Here is a 19,419-nt window from a genome sequence, read left to right on the forward strand (position 1 = left end):
AGCTAGAACGCTATTTATTATGAATACCTGCAGTCGCTAGCCATTGCTGAAAGTCGAGTAAATTAGCCGGTAATATCACTTTAGTGGCCTGCTTATTTAAGCCCTTCATTTGTTGTAAATATTGCTCACTTAGCTGCATATCTAAAGCTTGTTGGCCACCCGGTTGCTCAATAGCAGAAGCTAATTTACTTATTGAATCGCCAGTGGCTTGCGCTATCGCCAAAATTTCTGCAGCTTTACCTTGTGCTGAGTTTATTCGACGTTGCTTTTCACCTTCTGATAAGTTGATTAATTCGGTCATTTGTCCTTCTGAACGATTAATACGGCTTGCTTTATCTCCTAAGCTTTTAGCTAATATTGCTCGGCGCTCTCTCTCAGCATTCACCTGCATTTCCATGGCATTACGCACTGTCATAGGTGGGGTAATATTTTTAATTTCATATCTGTGTACTCTAATCCCCCAGCTTTCACCAGCTTTATCAAGTACTTCAACTACTTTAGCACTGATAATATCACGTTCTTCAAAAGTTCTGTCGAGCTCAAGTGTACCGATAACCGAGCGAGTTGTAGTTTGGGCAAGTTGCATTGCGGCAAAGCGATAATCAGTTATGCCATAGCTGGCTTTAACAGCATCTACCACCTGAATATAAATAACGCCGTCAACTTCAACATTTACTTCATCTTTTGAGAAACATTCTTGTGGTGGCACATCAATAGTTTCTTCTTTTAAGTCTTGTACAAATGCGACACGGTCAATAAAAGGTAAAAGTACATGAAAACCAGCAGATAAAGTACAGCGGTATTTACCTAAGCGTTCAACAACGTAAGCAGATTTTGTAGGCACCAAGCAAATTGCTTGAAAAAATTTAAATGCTAAATAGATGAAAATAAATGCCCAAACACCTAATACGGCAAGTTCGATAGGACTAGCGTTAGTTGGTATCATTATTTTGCTCCTTGAATATTTTGCGTTACTTTTTCCATACCTTGGAAAAAGCCTTCAAGCTTGGCGACATCGCTTGGTACAATTGATATATCGGCAGTTTTAAGGATCTGACCCGTTTGGCCAATGAATTGTTCGAGTAAGCGCATTTTTATGGCTTGATCACCACTAGGCAGTGCCGCAGCTTTAGCAATTAAATTAATACCTTCCGCTGATGCCTGTGTCAGAATTTCAATTTCCTGAGCACGTCCATGAGCTTCGTTAATTTGTTTTTGTTTGTCACCTTCAGATAAATTAATAGCTTCTTGACGTTCACCTTCTGATAAGTTGATTGTCGACTCCTTTTCAGCCTCAGCTAAGGTAATTTCAGCACGTTTTTGACGTTCTGCTTCCATTTGCTTTTCTAAAGTATGAATTACGTTTTCTGATGGCGTAATATTGCGCACCTCATAACGTAATACTTTTATTCCCCAAGGATCTGAGGCCTTATCAATTTCACGAACAATGGTTTCATTGAGCGTTTCGCGTTCAGAGAAAGTTTGGCTTAAATTTAATTTACCAATTTCCGAACGCATTGTGGTTTGCGCTAAATTGATGCTGGCGCGACGATAATCTTCAATACCGTAACTTGCTTTCGCGCCATCCATTACTTGAATATACACTAAGCCATCCACACTTATTTGAATGTTGTCACGTGAAATACAGCTTTGTGCAGGAATATCTAATACCTGTTCTCGGGTTTCGTGACGATAAGCCACGCGGTCAAAAAACGGAATGAGAAAATGTAATCCAGGCTGCATTACTGCTCTAAATTTTCCGAGGCGCTCTATTACACAGACTTCTTTCATTTGTACTATTAGTACCAGCTTTACAACGATAAACAGTAAAGCGAGAAAGACAAAAGTCACAGTCGCTAACATAGGTATTCTCCTATTTAATTGAAGTTAATTAAGTTTAATTTTTGAAAAACGTTAGTTGAAGCGCGTTATTTGACGGCTTCAACTACTAAAGAAATGTTTTCTTTGCACACAATTGCTGCTTTTTCTCCTGGCAATATAACAGAGCCATTGCCTAGTGCCGACCATGTAGTACCTTGAAATTCAACACGACCAGATTGGGTGCCCGGGCCTATTTGCTCAGTAACATTAACCGTTTTACCGTAGATATCTAGTTCTTCATGAACATTATCAATGGTGGTTTCGCCAGCAAAAAAGTGCTCAGTGACGAAATACGCAGCAAAGAGGAGAAAGGTTGAAAGAATAAACCAAGTAGTTAAGGTTAGCACCCACGTATCAAGAAGCTCTTGGTGCACGCCTATGGCGACAAGTAAAGATGCAATGCCTAAATTAAGCAAAATACCACCGGGAATAAAAATTTCGAGACAGGCAAGCACTATTGCAAGAACCAACCAAGTTTCAAAAAATAAAATGTATTCCATTACGACCTCCAATAAATCAAACACTGTTAACTATTCATTAACAGCGTATTAGAGAAAGTAACAAGCTCGACATATTATGTCAAGCTTGATTGGTGTTGCTGAAATTGAGGTGAAGGCAGAGATTAGTCGAATTGAGTTACCAATTCTCTTTGTTCTAGTTTAGCTGATAGCGGCCGTAATATGCCTTCAGCGAAGATCGCGCTATACAATAGAACAATTAAATTCACCGCATAAGCACGATGAAATACGATAGCCTCGTCAACATTGGTGTGAATTGCAATACTCCCGATTAGCAGGCCAATAAGTGCTGCGCCATAAATAAAATATATTTGTTTTTTTAAAATTAAGGATAAATACTCAGTTGCTGGCGTTGATGATATTTCACTTGCGAATAAGTAACTTAATCCTTTAATCGACTTTATTAAACCAGAAGAACCAAAAGCAATTACGGTTGCGGCATACATGAATAACATAACAAACAACATACTCTGGACGTCTATAAATTGCGAGACACCTCCGGCAAGTATCGCTAACATTACAACGACACCAGTTACAACAATTAACGCTAAAAAACTCTGCATAATATTCTTCCTTTTCCAATTTACATCTAGGGTTGATGAAACAGGGAATAATTCTTTAGGAGAAATATTAAGAGCAGCAGCTAAGGCTAATTGTGTTTCTGCCGAGCTATTGCCATCTTTCTCTGCACGTTGAATTGTGCGCAAGCTAAGGCCCGATGCTTTTGCTAATAACTCTTGCGACCAACCGTTATCTTTGCGGAAGTGTTTTACCCTTTCAGGGGATAAATTAGTACTGAGCTTGTTTAATTGATTAGTGCGCAATGAATACTCCTAAAATGTCATTCTCGTTTCGCTGGCAAATATGCTATTGGTTTAAGAGAAAAGCGAGAGTTATGTTACGTCATTATAGCGTCATTATTATGACAGGCTATATTTTTATTGGCTTGTAGCAATGTCGACATTTTTCGCAATTCACACTCTCTTCGGGACAGGCGCAGTTATTGAGTTAAATTTTGAGTAACCGTTAAGCTCAATTTCGCTATATTAATTCTGTTGGGCGTTCATTCAACCTGAAAGTATTTCCGAAGCACTCGCGTTATTGTTTGTATGGATGCAGGTACTTAGTTTTTGTCTGGAACAAAAAACTGACCATACATTGATGTGCATGGATGCACTAATGCCTTGAAAGACAAGATGTCAGAGAAAGGCCTGTACATATACGCTCATGTACCTGCGTTATACTGTACGTCCTGTAAATAAAAAAGCCGGCAAGTGCCGGCTTTTTATTACTTAGTAAAGTGCTCTAATTTTATAGTGATAAATTATCTAAAATATCATCTTCAACTAAGTTGGCTAAAGTCACTTTTAGCTTGGGTGTACGCGCCATTTCACGTTTAATAGCAAAGTTGGCTTCAGAGTTACGTGCCCAACTACGACGAGCAATACCGTTGTTAACATCAAATAGTAACATTGATTTTAATCGGCGTTCTGCTGACTCTGTACCATCGAGTAACATACCAAAACCACCGTTAGTTACTTCGCCCCAGCCAACACCGCCGCCATTGTGGATTGATACCCAAGTAGCGCCACGGAAACTATCACCAATAACGTTGTGAATCGCCATATCAGCAGTGAATCGGCTACCATCGTAAATATTAGATGTTTCACGAAACGGTGAATCAGTACCACTGACATCATGATGATCACGCCCAAGTACTACTGGACCAATTTCGCCATTGTTGATGGCATCGTTAAATGCTTTTGCAATTTCCATACGGCCTTGAGCATCGGCGTAAAGAATACGAGCTTGTGAACCAACCACTAATTTGTTCTGTTTAGCATCTTCAATCCAAGTGATGTTGTCTTGCATTTGTTGCTGAATTTCTTCTGGCGACTCTTGCATGATTTTTTTAAGCACACTTGCGGCGATTTCGTCTGTTTTATCTAGGTCTTCGGGCTTTCCTGAGGCACAAACCCAGCGGAATGGTCCAAAACCATAATCAAAACACATAGGGCCTAATATATCTTGAACGTATGACGGGTATCTGAAATCAATACCGTTTTCAGCCATAACATCGCCGCCAGCACGTGAGGCTTCAAGAAGAAAAGCATTACCGTAATCGAAAAAGTAAGTGCCGCGAGCTGTATGTTTATTCACAGCGTCAGCATGGCGCTTTAAAGTTGCTTGTACTTTGTTTTTAAATACTTCCGGCTCTTCGCGAATCAAACGATTTGATTCTTCGTAGCTAATGTCTACAGGATAGTAACCGCCTGACCAAGGGTTATGTAATGACGTTTGGTCTGACCCTAAGTGAACATATATTTGGTGTTCATAGAAGTTTTCCCAAACATCAACAATGTTGCCAATATAAGCAATTGATATTACTTCTTCTTTTGCTTGTGCGTCTTTAACACGGGCAATTAAGTCGTCCATGTTGTCAATTAGCTCGTCAACCCAACCTTGTTGGTGACGCTTAGTTGCTGCATTGGCATTTACTTCAGCACAAACCGTTACACAGTTAGCAATGTTGCCCGCTTTCGGTTGTGCGCCACTCATGCCGCCTAAACCTGCGGTAAGGAAAATTTTACCTTGTGGGCTTTCACCTTTGTTTAAAACTTTACGGAAGGCGTTCATTACCGTAATGGTTGTGCCATGTACAATACCTTGTGGGCCAATGTACATAAACGAGCCGGCAGTCATTTGGCCATACTGAGTAACACCTAAAGCGTTGAATTTTTCCCAGTCATCGGGTTGAGAGTAATTTGGGATCATCATGCCGTTGGTAACAACCACGCGAGGAGCATCTACTGATGATGGGAATAAACCCATAGGGTGACCAGAATACAGGTGTAATGTTTGGTCGCTTTCCATTTCACTTAGGTATTTCATGGCTAATAAGTATTGTGCCCAGTTTTGGAACACTGCACCGTTACCACCATAAGTAATTAGCTCTTCTGGGTGCTGTGCAACCGCTGGATCTAAGTTATTGTCGACCATTAACATAATCGCCGCAGCTTGCTCGCACTTTGCTGGGTAATCAGCAATTGAGCGTGCTTTCATGTGATAGCTTGGTTTGAAGCGATACATGTAAATTCGGCCAAAGTCTTTTAGCTCTTGTGCGAACTCAGTAGCTAACTCTTGATGCCATTCTTTTGGGAAGTAACGTAATGCGTTTCTTACCGCCAACTGTTTCTCGTCTATTGAAAGAATATCTTTACGCTTAGGAGCACGGTTAGCATCAGCAGGGTATGGCTTAGCTGCTGGTAATTCACTTGGAATACCTTGCTTGATTTGTGCTTGAAAGTTTATTGCTGTTTCCATGTTAAAAGCTCCCCTTAGTTAACGATAAATGCTTGTGATTTTACTAGTGAAATCATGGCATCAATATCAGGCTTTAATAGTCTATCTTCTTCAAGCTTATCGACTTTTGCTCTGATCAATTGGAAGTTTTGCTCGATAATATCTGAACATTTATTTGGGCGTCTAAAGTCAACAGCTTGCGCGGCATACATAAGCTCAATTGCTAGGATTTTCTCTAAGTTACCTAAAATTTGGTTGAGTTTACGGCCAGAAATGCTACCCATAGAAACGTGATCTTCTTGCCCCATAGACGTTGGAACGCTGTCTGCAGATGGTGGGAAACACAAAGATTTGTTTTCAGTAACCAAAGCCGCTGTCGCATATTGTGGGATCATCATACCTGAATTTAAACCGCCAGCAGTGGTCAATAAACGCGGTAAACCGTGTAAACCTTCTAATAATAGATAACAACGACGGTCAGAAATATTACCTAATTCAGACGCTGCGATTGAGGCATAATCAAGCACCATGGCTAACGGTTGACCATGAAAGCTACCACCCGAAATAGCTTCCTCGCTGCTGATAACAATTGGGTTATCAGTAACAGAGTTCATTTCAATTTCAGCTAATTCTTTTAAGTGGTAATAAGCGTTACGTGAAGCGCCATGCACTTGTGGAATACATCGCAGTGAATATGGATCTTGCACGCGATCACATTCTTCGTGGTCTGCCATATTTTCTGAATTCTTAAAGAAGCTTCTCATGCGGGCGGCAACTTCTAAGTTTCCTTTAAAAGCGCGTGTTTGATGTAACTCTTCTCTAAATGGTGACTCACTACCTTGCATACCTTCGATACTCATGGCACCGGTAAGATCAGCTAAATCTAATAAGTAACGCATTTTTGTTAAGCCAGTAATAGCATGCGATAAAATGAACTGCGTACCATTAATTAATGCTAAACCTTCTTTAGCATGCAGTTCCATTGGTGCTAAACCATGCTCTTTTAGCGCTTGTGCAGCAGGAATGATTTCATCATCTTTTCCGCTTGCCCAAAATTCACCTTCACCAAGTAACGGTAAAAATAAATGTGAAAGTGGGGCTAAGTCACCCGATGCGCCAACTGAGCCTTGCTCTGGTACTACAGGAATAAGGTCAAGTTCAATAAAGGTCAGCATTCTTTCAACAGTTTCCAGGCGGATACCTGAAAAGCCTTGGCTTAATGCGTGAACTTTAGTGATCAACATTAACTTTGAAATTGCTTTAGCAATTGGTTCACCAACACCTACTGCATGAGTGATAAGTAGGTTTTTTTGCAGTAAATTTGTATCTTCTGGTGATATTTGTGTATCACATAATGGGCCAAAGCCAGTATTAATACCGTATACGGCTTCATCAGAAGCAGCCATTTTTTCAACTCTTTGGCGGCTTGTGTTAATTTTATCTAATGCTTCTTGGCAAAGCTCGGCTTTGATACTGCCATCGGCAATACCGTTCACAATATTAAGCTCTAGATGGTCAATACCATATTTAAAGGTCATCTTAATGCTCCTAAATTAAAAAATTAAATGGCTGCCTAAGCGATATTTGTTGCCTGGACTTGTTAAAATAGCAACGCTAACAACACCTTGTTTCGACCATGTTCTTCGTTTTACCTGTAAGCATGGTGTGGTTGCCATAATAGCAAGTGCATGGCAAATATCTTGGCCAGCCAATATTGCTTCCACTTCATGAGTTGCTTCTGTTAGCGGCGCTTCAGAAGATAAATATTCATGAGGGGTAATTTGGGTGTAATCTTGTGTTAAGTAATTGGGTACTAATTTAGGGTTTACAAAACGCTGTTCTAACTGAATCGCAGCGTTGTTTTCAAAATGTAATACACTTGAGAAATGTGCTTTATCACCGGGCTTTAGTGCCAGCAAAATAGCCATTTCTTCATTTACTTCAACCGTTTTTAAGGCAAGCTGCTCAGCGTGATGCTGATGGCCTCGGTCTTGAATTTCATCAGAAATATTCCGAATCTCTAATAAAGATGATTGCGATTTAAATGTTGCCACAAAAGTACCTGAGCCCTGAGATCGCACTAAAAGCCCTTGCTCGGTCAATTCTTGCAAGGCACGGCGAGCGGTCATTCTACTTACCGAGAACTGCTCAGTAAGCTCATTTTCAGAAGGCACTTTACTATGTTCAAGCCATTGGCCAGATTCAATTTTTTCGCAAATGTATTGCTTGATGATAGTATACTTAGCAGGTTTTAATTGGCTCATTGTTATACTCGGTAAAATGCGACAAACACTTTCAATTAGATGAAAGAATAAACTTGTATATACAATCTCATTTTTTTTCTAGCAGGTCAAGAGTTGTATATACAAGCTTGCTTGTTAATTTGCTATCAGTTAGAGTGCGAATTATTGATAGGTGCTAACCTTACTTTGTGATTTTAACTAAGAGTTAAAATGTAGATTAAGCGTAGCTGGAAATAAATTATTTGGAATTTTTATGTCAACATCACCCCAACAATGGCAAACACTTTGGATAAATGTCAATCTCGCGACGATGCAAGATGGTGGCAATAGCTATGGCAGTATTGAAAATGGCGCATTAGCGATTAGCCAAGGTAAAATTGCTTGGTTAGGGGCAATGGATGATTTACCAGCGTTCAATAATGAACAGGTTAAAGTGATTGATGGGCACGGTGCTTGGTTAACTCCGGGCCTCGTCGACTGTCATACCCATCTTGTTTATGGTGGCAATCGTGCAAATGAATTTGAAATGCGCCTTGAAGGGAAGAGCTATGAAGAAATTGCTAATGCTGGCGGCGGTATCGTTTCAACCGTAAAAGCAACACGTGCAGCTAGTGAAAGTGAGCTATTTGACAGTGCTTTGAAGCGCTTAACCGCATTGCACCAGCAAGGGGTTAGCACTGTTGAGATTAAATCTGGCTACGGTTTAGACACTACCAATGAAATTAAAATGTTGAAAGTGGCTGAGCAGTTAGCAAAAGCGCTGCCAGTGACGGTTAAGAAAACATTTCTGGGCGCTCATGCTTTACCTGTGGAGTATAAAGGCAAAGCGGATGATTATATTGCATTAGTTTGCAATGATATGTTGCCGAAAATTGCCAGCTTACAGTTAGCTGACGCAGTTGATGTATTTTGCGAAGGTATTGGTTTTAGTAAAGAACAAACTGAGCAAGTGTTTGCTGCTGCGCAGAAATTTGCTTTACCGGTAAAAGTACATGCTGAGCAGTTATCAAATTTAGGTGGTACTGAGTTAGCCGCCAAGTATCAGGCTTTATCTTCTGATCACATTGAATTTCTTGATGAAGCAGGAATTGTTGCGATGAAGAAAGCGAATATGACCGCTGTGTTATTACCAGGAGCATTTTACTTTTTGCGTGAAACGCAATTACCACCAATTGATTTGTTGCGAAAACATGGTGTAAATATGGCAATTGCAAGTGATGCAAACCCTGGTTCCTCTCCAATAAACTCAATTCAGTTAATGTTAAATATGGCCTGTACGCTATTTCGTTTAACTCCCGCTGAAGCGCTTGCTGGCGTTACTTGTAATGGTGCGAAAGCGCTAGGGCTTGGTGATGAAAAAGGACAATTAGCAGTTGGTTTTGACGCTGATATTGCTTGTTGGGACATTCAACAGCCGGCAGAGTTGTGCTATCAATTTGGTGTTAATCCGTTGAGTAAATTAATGCAGGCGGGTGATATCGTTATTGCTTAGAACAGGTACATTATAACAGTGATATTAGTATTATCACTGTTAATTTTCTTATCTACTTGTTGATTCGTTAGTTGCTGTACAAATACCATTCGATTGATTACCCTTAGCATACGTGGTGAGTACTGGGGTTGCTATGCTAAATGCTAAAGCTACATCCTACTTTGTTTTAACTGCTATCTGCTTTTGCTTGTTTAGCGGCTTTTGTTCATTTTCTGCTTATGCTGGGAATACATCTTTTTCGTTTTTCGAATTTAATATTGCCTTTGTACTAGGTTTGAGTTTACCGACATTGGTGACAGCCTTTCTTATTAGTCGTGCTAATGGACTTTCAGCATACTCTCCTATTTTATTAACGGTAGCATTATTGGCACTACTTTTTAGTATGGTTTATATACCTGTAAGAAATGATGCTATAGCGTTAACTTTCAGTGCTTTAATTTTGCAGTTAAGCTTCTATTGGTTCGCGGAATTCCAAGCAGCAGCGATTAAGAATACAAAGATAAATAAACATGCTTGGCAACGTTCGGCGTGCGCCGTTCTGTTGGTCGTTTTTTTGGTGGTATTGTGGTTAGGTATTATAGATGCAGCGACGGCTTGGCTAGTATTTAGTATTTTGCAAATATCATTCTTTGTGATTCAGCCCGATTTTATTAAGCGTGTTGTCGGTAAAAATAAGCAAGGTTTTTTGCTATTTTTGAGTGCAAATATTATTTTTGCTATCGCAGTATATATTTGGGTTAGTAGCCAACTTTCTCTTGAAGTACTAGCCATGATTGTCGTAACAAGTTATGTGGCATCTATGGTTGTTGGTTTTTGGTTGTTAATTTTTTCGACTAAAACTATTGAAGTTTCTCGAAATAATGCCCCACACGCACCTGAGAATATTAGCTTAGATCCAGCGACAAATTTACCAAGCTATCAAAGTGCATTAAACAGATTTAATTTTAAAGCCAAACATCAATCATCGGCACGGTATGCAGCAATCACTTTTAAGCCTACCAATTTTCAACAGGTTAATGCGGTATTAGGTCATCATAATTCCGATATCCTTTTACTGCAACTTGCTTATTGTTTGCAGAAAGCTGTTGAACTTGATCATGAACTTTTAAATTTTTCTACCGAGAAGCGACCAGTTAGGATCGCACGCTTACAAGGTTTACATTTTTTAGTGGTAATTGATGTTTCGTTAAGTAAGCACGATGATAAAATTATTATTGAACAACTTTGTAAAAAGCTAGCAAATGCGGTACCTGGCCCTATGAGCTTTAAAAGCTTTTCATTATTTTTTAAATTAGTTTTTGGTGTCGCTTTTGTTGGTAAAGACAGTAGCAATGTTAGTGAAGTTATTGCATGTGCAGAAGATGCCTTGCTGCAAGCTGATAAACAGCAAAAATTAGTGTGTTTTTTTGCGCAAGAGCTTGCCGTTTTTAATCAACAACAATTGCAAAAAATGGAGCATCTTAAGCGTGATATTTTATCAGATGCAATTGCATGGCAAGTTCAGCCACAAATTAAGTTAGCTTCAAAAAATTTACTCGCGTTTGAATTGTTGCTGAGTTGGCAACATCAAACAGAAAAAAAGTTAAATTTTAATGAGGTAATGTTGTTAGCTCAACAAAGTGGCGATGCTTTTATTCTGTGCCAAAAAATGATTACTCAAGCATTTATTTTTCTAAAATTGCTACACAGTAATCACACACCAGTGCCTGTGGCATTGAAAGTGTCTCACCATTGCCTACTCGAGCCCGATTTAATTGACTATATTGAACAGCAAGCCATACAACATAATATTGATTGTCAGTACTTGGTACTAGAAATTCAAGAGGAAGTATTACTAACGACAGCCCAAGCTGCTAAAGCGAGTATTGAGCAGTTAAAATCACTTGGTGTTTTGGTTGCGATTGATGAGTTTTCTGGTAGTTATGAAGCGTTACGCTATTTAAGACGGTTAGCTGTAAGTGAAATTAAAATTAATTGTCAGGCCTTAGCGCAAGCAGAGGCTGGCTCATCGGATAAGGCAATTATCAACGCACTTATCAACTTGACACGTAAAATGGATTTACCACTAATTGGCACCAATATTAATAGTACTGCCATTGAAGACATGTTTGTGTCAATGGGCGGAGAGTACGCACAGGGAAGCCACTATAGTGCTGGCGTAAGTCTTAATGAATTGTCAGCATGGCTTAAATCTTGGTATCAGCAATATCCAAGTCAAACGCACTAAGGTTACCATGCCAACAGCTTGAGATAAGCTACATAGTTAGTTGGGAAATGTGAAAAGTCTATTCGATATCTAATGGGTCTGGTGACAAAATAACACCTGTGTTATCAGCATAAATGTGATCGTCAGGTAAAAACGTTACACCGGCGAAGTTTATTGCTAAATCACTCTCCCCGACCTTATTGTCATTTGCGCCCACGGGAATTGATAATAAGCCTTGAATACCGATATCAATATCTTCTAATGCATCAACATCACGAACACTGCCAAAACAGACTATGCCTTCCCAGTTATTTTGGGCGGCAAGCTCAGTAATTTTAATATTAATTAATGCTCGTCGTGTTGAACCGCCACCGTCTATTACCATGACTTTACCAGTACCGTCAGTAGCTGCTATTTCTTCAATAAGACCATTACTTTCGAAACACTTTACTGTGACAACTTTACCGCCAAAGGAGTTACGACCACCATAATTACTAAATATAGGCTCAAGTACATCGATTAAATCTGTGTAAATGTCGCATAATTCTGAAGTGTTATATTCCATGATTGGTCCCTAATGCTATTCTTTCTTAACTTCTAGTATAACGACTAAGTGTCAGGGCACAACTGCTAAGCTACTATAGTGGCTAAAATTTTTTCAACTAAACTGTCGCTTGTAATTAGCCAAGAAACATTATTTAATAACAGTACTAATTTATCTCCCCTAAGAGTTGTATTCATGGCAGAACGGGCATTAACCCACAGCTTAATTTATTTTAGTGAAACTCTTATTTTCAGTATTCTCGCATTACTTCTTCTTGCTTATTATCGCGGGTTAGGTCGCCAGTACGTTAAATTTTGGACCATCAGTTTATTTGCCCTTGCTGCTAATCAATTTGCTCTTTTTTGCCAAAATACTTTCAATGAACAAGATGTTGGTAGTGTTGTTGATATTAGTATTGCATTGCTGCGGCAAATTAGTTTGTATTTACATATTTTGTTTCTGATTTTTGGTATTTATGCTGCGACTAAGCAGCAAATAGTTTCAAATAAGTTATTAGTGATTGGAGTATCACTTGCCGGTGTATTGGGAGCATTAGCGGCATTAATTTACGGTTTTGATGTCGAAAGTGTATTCAATCGCTTTTATTTAAGAGAAAGCCTATCCGCTTTTATTTTTGGTAGTGCGCTGATTGCTTCGGCTTTTTATTTATATTCAGCCAAAATTAATCATTTTTCTGGCAAAGTGTTTTTAGCGTTTTGCTTAGTAGTGGGCACGCGATATATAGCTTACTCTTTTGCTTCTATTATCTTTTTAACCGAAGATTGGTTTCGCTATTTGACACAAAATTTAATTTACATCGATATTGGTGTAAACACTGTGCTAGGTTTTCTGGTGTTGATTTGGATGCAAGGCGCAGAGCGTCATGTTGCTTCGACAGCTATCAACCGAGCAAAATATCTTGGCAAACATGACTCATTAACGGGCGTTCTAAATCGCGAACAGGTGTTAGAAAAACTCACTAATGAAATGCAAATAGCACAAGGGAGTGAGCAGTCCCTTTGTGTATTTTTATTAGATATTAAGCGCTTTAAATTTGTTAATGATACTTATGGCTTGAAGGTTGGAGACCTTATTTTAGGCGAAATAGCCCGAAGACTGAATCAGAGTTTATTAAAGCCTAAAGTGGTAGGGCGCTTAAGTGGCGATTCTTTTATGTACGTTGTTGAGTATGAAAATGAAAAACAGCAATTGACAGTCTCAGAGCATATACATGCACTAATAGAAAGGCCTTATTTGGTTTCTCAACAGGAAGTGCACTTACAATGTAGTGTTGGATATTGTGAGTTTCCCACTGATGCTAATGTCGCCGATGAGTTACTACAAAAAGCAAATTTGGCATTATTTCAGGCAGAAAGTAACAATATTCAGAGTGTTAAGTATCAAGCGGGAATGCAGTCACAAGGGCGTCGTCTGCTCGCAATGGAAAAAGAAATTAGGCAAGCCGTTACAAATGAAGAGTTTGTTTTACACTTTCAGCCACAGCTTAACTTGAAAAATAATCGCTTAGAAGGTGCTGAAGTATTAGTGCGTTGGCAACACCCAACTAAAGGCCTATTAGCACCAGGGCAGTTTTTTGACGATATAGAAGCACTAAATTTATATAGTGAACTCGACAATTATGTTTTGGAGAAAACCTGCCAAACCATTGCCAACTGGTATCAAACCTATAAACGTCGTGTACCGTTAGCTATTAATATTACCGCAGATGAATTTCAAGCATCTGATTTTATCAGTAACATTCAAAACTTGCTGATGAAGTATGAAATACCACCTATTTACCTAGAGTTGGAAGTCACTGAAAATGTTGTTATTACCGATATTGATCTAGTGATGAATACCATTGTTGTTTTACAAAATATGGGTATTAAAGTTTCTATTGATGACTTCGGAACAGGCTATTCCTCATTGGCATATTTACGTAAATTACCGATAGATAAAATAAAAATAGATCGTAGTTTTATTCAAGAAGTAGCCTCAAATGATTCTGACTTAACCATAGTAAAAACTATGGTGGAGTTATCTCATGGTTTAGGAAAGCGGGTACTTGCTGAGGGCGTTGAAACGCAGCAGCAATTACAATTATTACGCAATATCGGCTGTGATGCGGTTCAAGGTTACTTTATCAGTAAGCCTATTAGTGAAGAAGAATTTACTAAGTACCTAAAGCGTAAATAATTTTAACTAAAATTATTGCTATTTTTTTATGCCGTCTATACTCAATTTATTGTGAATAAACTTAGAGTATAAAATAAGGTATGTTAATAAAGCACAAACTACTCGCTAACAGCGCTATTGTTGGTGTCGCCATGCTAGTCATGCTTGGCTTAATAAATTATTCTGTTAACTCTCTTGAAAGCGATGTGAATATTGCCAGAATGATAGGTAACACGGAAAGCTTAGTGTTACAGTTACGGCGAGACGAAAAAGATTTTATTGCCCGCAAAGATATTAAATACCTGCAAAAATTCGAAACTAACTTCACAAAACTACAAACCGAAATATCACAGCTTTCTGAAAAATTTAAAGATATTGATAAAGATGTTACTGAGTTAGCAACATTAGCTACTGTGCTCAATGACTATAATGAATTCTTTCGTCAATTTTCTAGTGCGCAAAAGCGTATAGGCCTGCATCCAAAAGATGGCTTATATGGAGAGTTACGTAACGCTGTACATGGGGTTGAAGAGTTACTTACTGGCGCTGATTTCAGATTACTTAGTGATATGTTGCAGCTTAGACGTAATGAAAAAGACTTTATGCTACGTCTTGATGAGAAGTACTTTGTGCGTTGGCAAGAAAATGCCAGCGAATTTTTATTGCATGTTGAAGAAAGTGCATTAAATGAAGATGTTAAACAACAAGTGATTAGCAATATTAACGTTTATCAGCAAGGCTTTGGTAATTTAGTACAAGCACAAAAAAGCTTAGGTTTTGATGCAAACAGTGGTATTCAAGGACAAATGCGCTCTGCAGTTCATAAAGTTGATGACATGATTGCTAAAGTTGTCGCCGTGAGTAAAAGTAATGTCGCAGAGCATGCGCAAACAGTTAATGTTATCTCCTATAGTGTTTTTGCCATTGTTTTAATATTAGCAACTTTAATGGCCATGGTAGTGAGCCGTAATATTTTATCGCGCATTAATAATCTGAATGAAGTGATGAATAAGGTTGCTGAAACGCAAGACTTATCGATTAGAGTGTCGATGGACAATAAAGATGAAATAGGTGAAATGGCTGAGATCTTTAATCAGATGCTAAATAGTTTTAGACACCTTATTGTGCAAGTTAATCAATCAGTTGGTACGTTAAATAATGCGACAAGAACTCTATCAGAGAATATTCATATTTCTAACGAAGGGGTTGATAATCAAATTCAGCAAACTGATTTAGTTGCAACAGCTGTAACAGAAATGGTGGCGACAGTAGAGGAAATAGCCTCTAATACTCATGAAGCGGCTAATAAAGCGGAAAGTACCAGTCAAAATGCAAATGCTGGGAAAACTGGCGTTGCGCAAACCATCAGTAAAATAGGTCAGTTGTCAGATAAATTATCAGATTCAGAAACTGTTGTTCATGCGTTGGAAAAAGACAGTGATACCATTGGTTCAGTGCTAGATGTTATTCGTGGTATTGCTGAACAAACGAATTTATTAGCGTTAAATGCAGCAATTGAAGCTGCAAGAGCTGGTGAGCAAGGGCGCGGCTTTGCAGTGGTTGCAGATGAAGTAAGAACTCTTGCCAGCCGTACTCAAGAATCTACACAAGAAATAGAGACTATTATTAGCTCATTACAAACCCGCACCAGTGATATTGTTACTCATATGGCATCATGTCGAGACCAAGGAAAAGAGAGTGCGGAGCAAGCGAGTAGTGCTGGCGAGATGCTAGAGCAAATAACAGGAGATGTAACGACTATAATGGAAATGAGCACCTCAATTGCTACTGCAATTCATCAGCAAAGTACGGTGGCATCTGAAGTTAACCAGCATGTTGTCGCTATTCGTGATGTTGCAGAACAATCTGGTGTTACCGCACAGCATAATGCACAGATGAGTGAAGAGCTCTCCGAACAAGCACGTGTACTGCATGACGAGGTTAGCCAGTTTACGGTTTAAGTTAACGTTTTTACTTAAAGATAATGAAAGAGCTTAAGTTATTTAACTTAAGCTCTTTCATTATCGAAGGTTATTTTTGACTATTTAACTTCCGTGATCTCTATTGTTGCTTCACGATTGTTGATAGCTGAATTGGCGCCTTTTAAATAATGTTGCCAACGAATTTCACGCTCTGCTAGCAATATCCTTAAATAGTCATTGCTATATATATTGCTGTGGCCGTCATCAAAAATAAATCGATAACCATGTTTGCCAACAGACTCGATATTTAATAGCTGAACTTGCTTTTTATGGTAAACCTTAGGAGTTAAGCCTGTTGGTTGGCCTTTATCATCAGTTGGCGCAAAAACTCGTAAATATTCAAAACTCAAATCTGCACTATCTTGCGTCTGATTATCAAATTGTATTGATAAACTTGCTGCATGACGGTGAATAGTAAAGCTATTGATATTACTCATAGTTAACTCCAATAGGTTTGTACATTTTTATTATAGAATAAAGCGGCTTAAGTCTTCGTCTTTAACTAAGTCATTTAAAATGTTGCTAACAAAATCAGCATCAATAACAATGCGTTCACCGGCACGATCGTTAGCGGTAAAAGACAACTCTTCAACTAAGCGTTCCATCATAGTATGTAAACGACGGGCGCCAATGTTTTCTGTGCTTTCGTTTACTTGCCATGCGGCATTAGCAATGGCTTGAATGCCATCTTCACTAAATGAAATATCAACGCCTTCGGTGGCTAATAGTGCAATATATTGTTCAGTTAACGAAGCGTTTGGCTCAGTTAATATACGCACAAAGTCATCGGTTGTCAGTGCTTTAAGCTCAACACGAATGGGTAATCGGCCTTGTAACTCAGGAATTAAGTCAGAAGGTTTTGCCATTTGAAAGGCGCCGGAAGCAATAAACAAAATATGGTCGGTTTTAACCATACCGTGCTTGGTGCTAACGGTTGAACCTTCAACCAAAGGCAGTAAGTCACGTTGCACGCCTTCACGTGATACGTCTGGGCCAGAAGAGTCACCACGTTTACAAATTTTGTCAATTTCATCAATAAAAACAATGCCATTTTGCTCTACAGCTTCAATCGCCTTTTGTTTTATATCGTCTTGATTAACAATTTTTGCCGCTTCTTCTTCTTGCAGAGCTTTAAAAGCATCTTTAATTTTTAGTTTACGCTTAGTAGTTTTTTCACTCGACATGCTTTGGAACATGTTCTGTAATTGCGATGTCATGTCTTCCATGCCTGGAGGCGACATAATTTCCACACCTACTTGTGGCGCTGCTAAATCTAATTCAATTTCTTTATCGTCAAGTTTACCTTCACGAAGCTTTTTGCGAAATACTTGGCGGGTTGAGCTATTATCAGCTTGTTCGTCATTGCCAAAACTATCACGAGCTGGTGGTATTAACACATCTAAAATTCGCTCTTCGGCCGCTTCTTCAGCTAAATGCTTAACGCGTGACATTTCTTGTTCTTTGGTCAGTTTAATTGCCATATCAGCTAAGTCGCGAATAATGGTTTCAACTTCTTTACCTACATAGCCCACTTCCGTGAATTTAGTCGCTTCAACTTTAATAAACGGTGCATTTGCTAATTTTGCTAAACGACGAGCTATTTCTGTTTTACCGACACCAGTTGGGCCGATCATTAAGATATTCTTTGGGGTTACTTCTACACGCAACTCTTCATTAAGTTGCATTCTGCGCCAACGGTTTCTTAATGCAATAGCAACGGCTCTTTTAGCGTCACTTTGACCAACAATATGGCTGTCTAATTCGTGAACTATTTCACGTGGCGTCATATTCGACATAGTTATTCCTTAGCAAATCCGGCGTTATAGTTCGTCAATCACATGTTGGTGATTGGTGAACACACAAATATCGCCAGCAATTTTTAATGATTTCTCGACAATTTCTTTAGCTGATAATTCAGTATTTTCTAATAGGGCTGTGGCGGCTGATTGCGCAAAATTACCACCACTACCAATCGCAATTAAGTCGTGCTCTGGTTGTACAACGTCACCATTACCGGTAATGATTAAAGACGCAGTTTCATCAGCAACAGCAAGTAAAGCTTCGAGTTTACGTAATGCACGATCACTACGCCAATCTTTAGCAAGTTCAACAGCAGCTTTAGTTAGGTGCCCTTGGTGCATTTCTAACTTACTTTCAAAACGTTCAAATAGGGTAAATGCATCAGCAGTACCGCCCGCAAAACCCGCAAGTACTTTATCATTATATAAACGACGAACTTTACGTGCATTGCCTTTCATTACCGTGTTGCCAAGAGAAACTTGGCCATCACCACCAATAACAACTTTGCCATTACGTCTAACAGAAACAATAGTAGTCACAATTAACCTCTTACATTTTGCCAACTAAGGTAGCTGGCTTGTCCAATGTAGAAGAGATAAGGGATAGCTCACGCTTTTTCAAGGGAGCTATCAGGAAATTATAGGAATTTTTTTGTATTGTAGAGAGTGGAAAAGGTCTTAGTTCCAATTCCAAATTTTGCAGCCATGTACTGAGTTGTTTTTTAGTTTATGTTTATCTTTTTCCGCGCCACGCTTTTTCGGGTAAGGACCTAAATAAACTTTAAACCAAGTGGCCGAGGTGCCGACTGACTTACTAACAATAGCTTCTAAACCTGTAAAGGCTATTTTGGCTTTTAAAGCTTCCGCTTGTTTACGGGTTTTAAAAGAGCCACATTGCATTTTATATGGCCCTTTTTGCGTTACTTCGTACTCGCCAACTTCGACTTCCTTACTTTTTAGATCGTCAACGTAAGTCCATTTTTCTTCTGGTGGCTTAGGTAATTCTGTACTTTTTGCTTTTACAGTTTTAGTCGTTTGAGGCGTCGTAATAGTTTCCGGTTGCTTGTCTTTAATACTCCACAGTAAATAACCAAATGCAGGTAAAGCAATTAGTAAAAATACCGCAATCATTTTCACTTTAATTGATACCGCAGGCGCTGGCTCAACATTTTTTTTATAAGGACTTTGCTTTTTATTTTTTGCTCGAGAGCGGGAAACGTAATCTTGATGTGCCATGGAAAACTTAAACAGGAAGACTTTCGACAATTCTAACCAA

General features: G+C 38.9%; 16 protein-coding genes. 4 read left to right on the forward strand and 12 right to left on the reverse strand.

The window, feature by feature from the left end; genetic code table 11:
* Window positions 1-10: 10 nt before the first annotated feature.
* From AC27E9_RS16855 to hutC, 7 genes are all read right to left on the reverse strand, one after another.
* A complete protein-coding gene (locus tag AC27E9_RS16855) occupies window positions 11-946 on the reverse strand; it encodes an SPFH domain-containing protein (protein ID WP_487132192.1) in 936 nt (311 codons plus the stop codon).
* Window positions 946-1,863, reverse strand: coding sequence for an SPFH domain-containing protein (locus AC27E9_RS16860; protein WP_487132193.1), 918 nt, complete (start codon window positions 1,861-1,863; stop codon window positions 946-948). Before AC27E9_RS16860 ends, AC27E9_RS16855 begins: the two co-directional genes overlap by 1 nt.
* A gap of 65 nt (window positions 1,864-1,928) precedes the next feature.
* Complete coding sequence (locus AC27E9_RS16865; protein ID WP_487132194.1) at window positions 1,929-2,381, reverse strand: NfeD family protein; 453 nt, start codon at window positions 2,379-2,381, stop codon at window positions 1,929-1,931.
* A 122-nt stretch (window positions 2,382-2,503) separates the two neighbouring features.
* Complete coding sequence (locus AC27E9_RS16870; protein ID WP_487132195.1) at window positions 2,504-3,223, reverse strand: helix-turn-helix domain-containing protein; 720 nt, start codon at window positions 3,221-3,223, stop codon at window positions 2,504-2,506.
* A 487-nt stretch (window positions 3,224-3,710) separates the two neighbouring features.
* The gene (gene hutU, locus AC27E9_RS16875) at window positions 3,711-5,723 is read right to left on the reverse strand and encodes a urocanate hydratase (protein WP_487132197.1); all 2,013 of its coding nucleotides are present in this window, start codon (window positions 5,721-5,723) and stop codon (window positions 3,711-3,713) included.
* A gap of 14 nt (window positions 5,724-5,737) precedes the next feature.
* The gene (gene hutH / locus AC27E9_RS16880) at window positions 5,738-7,240 is read right to left on the reverse strand and encodes a histidine ammonia-lyase (RefSeq protein WP_487132198.1); all 1,503 of its coding nucleotides are present in this window, start codon (window positions 7,238-7,240) and stop codon (window positions 5,738-5,740) included.
* A 15-nt stretch (window positions 7,241-7,255) separates the two neighbouring features.
* Window positions 7,256-7,966, reverse strand: coding sequence for a histidine utilization transcriptional repressor HutC (gene hutC, locus AC27E9_RS16885; protein WP_487132199.1), 711 nt, complete (start codon window positions 7,964-7,966; stop codon window positions 7,256-7,258).
* A gap of 232 nt (window positions 7,967-8,198) precedes the next feature.
* On the opposite strand from hutC, the gene hutI reads away from it, so the two are divergent.
* Window positions 8,199-9,437: an imidazolonepropionase gene (gene hutI, locus AC27E9_RS16890; protein WP_487132201.1), complete on the forward strand. Its 1,239-nt coding sequence runs from the start codon at window positions 8,199-8,201 to the stop codon at window positions 9,435-9,437.
* 133 nt (window positions 9,438-9,570) lie between these two features.
* The gene (locus AC27E9_RS16895) at window positions 9,571-11,664 is read left to right on the forward strand and encodes an EAL domain-containing protein (protein WP_487132202.1); all 2,094 of its coding nucleotides are present in this window, start codon (window positions 9,571-9,573) and stop codon (window positions 11,662-11,664) included.
* A 58-nt stretch (window positions 11,665-11,722) separates the two neighbouring features.
* Here the strand turns inward: AC27E9_RS16895 and rraA are convergent, their stop codons facing one another.
* Window positions 11,723-12,208, reverse strand: a complete 486-nt coding sequence (gene rraA / locus AC27E9_RS16900; protein WP_487132204.1) for a ribonuclease E activity regulator RraA — start codon at window positions 12,206-12,208, stop codon at window positions 11,723-11,725.
* 174 nt (window positions 12,209-12,382) lie between these two features.
* On the opposite strand from rraA, the gene AC27E9_RS16905 reads away from it, so the two are divergent.
* Window positions 12,383-14,383: a putative bifunctional diguanylate cyclase/phosphodiesterase gene (locus AC27E9_RS16905; protein ID WP_487132206.1), complete on the forward strand. Its 2,001-nt coding sequence runs from the start codon at window positions 12,383-12,385 to the stop codon at window positions 14,381-14,383.
* An 80-nt stretch (window positions 14,384-14,463) separates the two neighbouring features.
* A complete protein-coding gene (locus AC27E9_RS16910) occupies window positions 14,464-16,323 on the forward strand; it encodes a methyl-accepting chemotaxis protein (protein WP_487132208.1) in 1,860 nt (619 codons plus the stop codon).
* An 80-nt stretch (window positions 16,324-16,403) separates the two neighbouring features.
* Here the strand turns inward: AC27E9_RS16910 and AC27E9_RS16915 are convergent, their stop codons facing one another.
* The 4 genes from AC27E9_RS16915 to AC27E9_RS16930 form a co-directional block, all read right to left on the reverse strand.
* Entirely contained in the window at window positions 16,404-16,781 is a 378-nt protein-coding gene (locus tag AC27E9_RS16915) for a gamma-butyrobetaine hydroxylase-like domain-containing protein (protein WP_487132210.1), read from the reverse strand.
* Between the two features lie 30 nt (window positions 16,782-16,811).
* Complete coding sequence (hslU, locus tag AC27E9_RS16920; RefSeq protein ID WP_487132212.1) at window positions 16,812-18,140, reverse strand: ATP-dependent protease ATPase subunit HslU; 1,329 nt, start codon at window positions 18,138-18,140, stop codon at window positions 16,812-16,814.
* A 24-nt stretch (window positions 18,141-18,164) separates the two neighbouring features.
* Window positions 18,165-18,683, reverse strand: coding sequence for an ATP-dependent protease subunit HslV (gene hslV, locus AC27E9_RS16925; RefSeq protein ID WP_487082275.1), 519 nt, complete (start codon window positions 18,681-18,683; stop codon window positions 18,165-18,167).
* Between the two features lie 138 nt (window positions 18,684-18,821).
* The gene (locus AC27E9_RS16930) at window positions 18,822-19,379 is read right to left on the reverse strand and encodes an SPOR domain-containing protein (protein ID WP_487132214.1); all 558 of its coding nucleotides are present in this window, start codon (window positions 19,377-19,379) and stop codon (window positions 18,822-18,824) included.
* Window positions 19,380-19,419: the final 40 nt, after the last annotated feature.

Source organism: Colwellia meonggei, assembly GCF_057537295.1.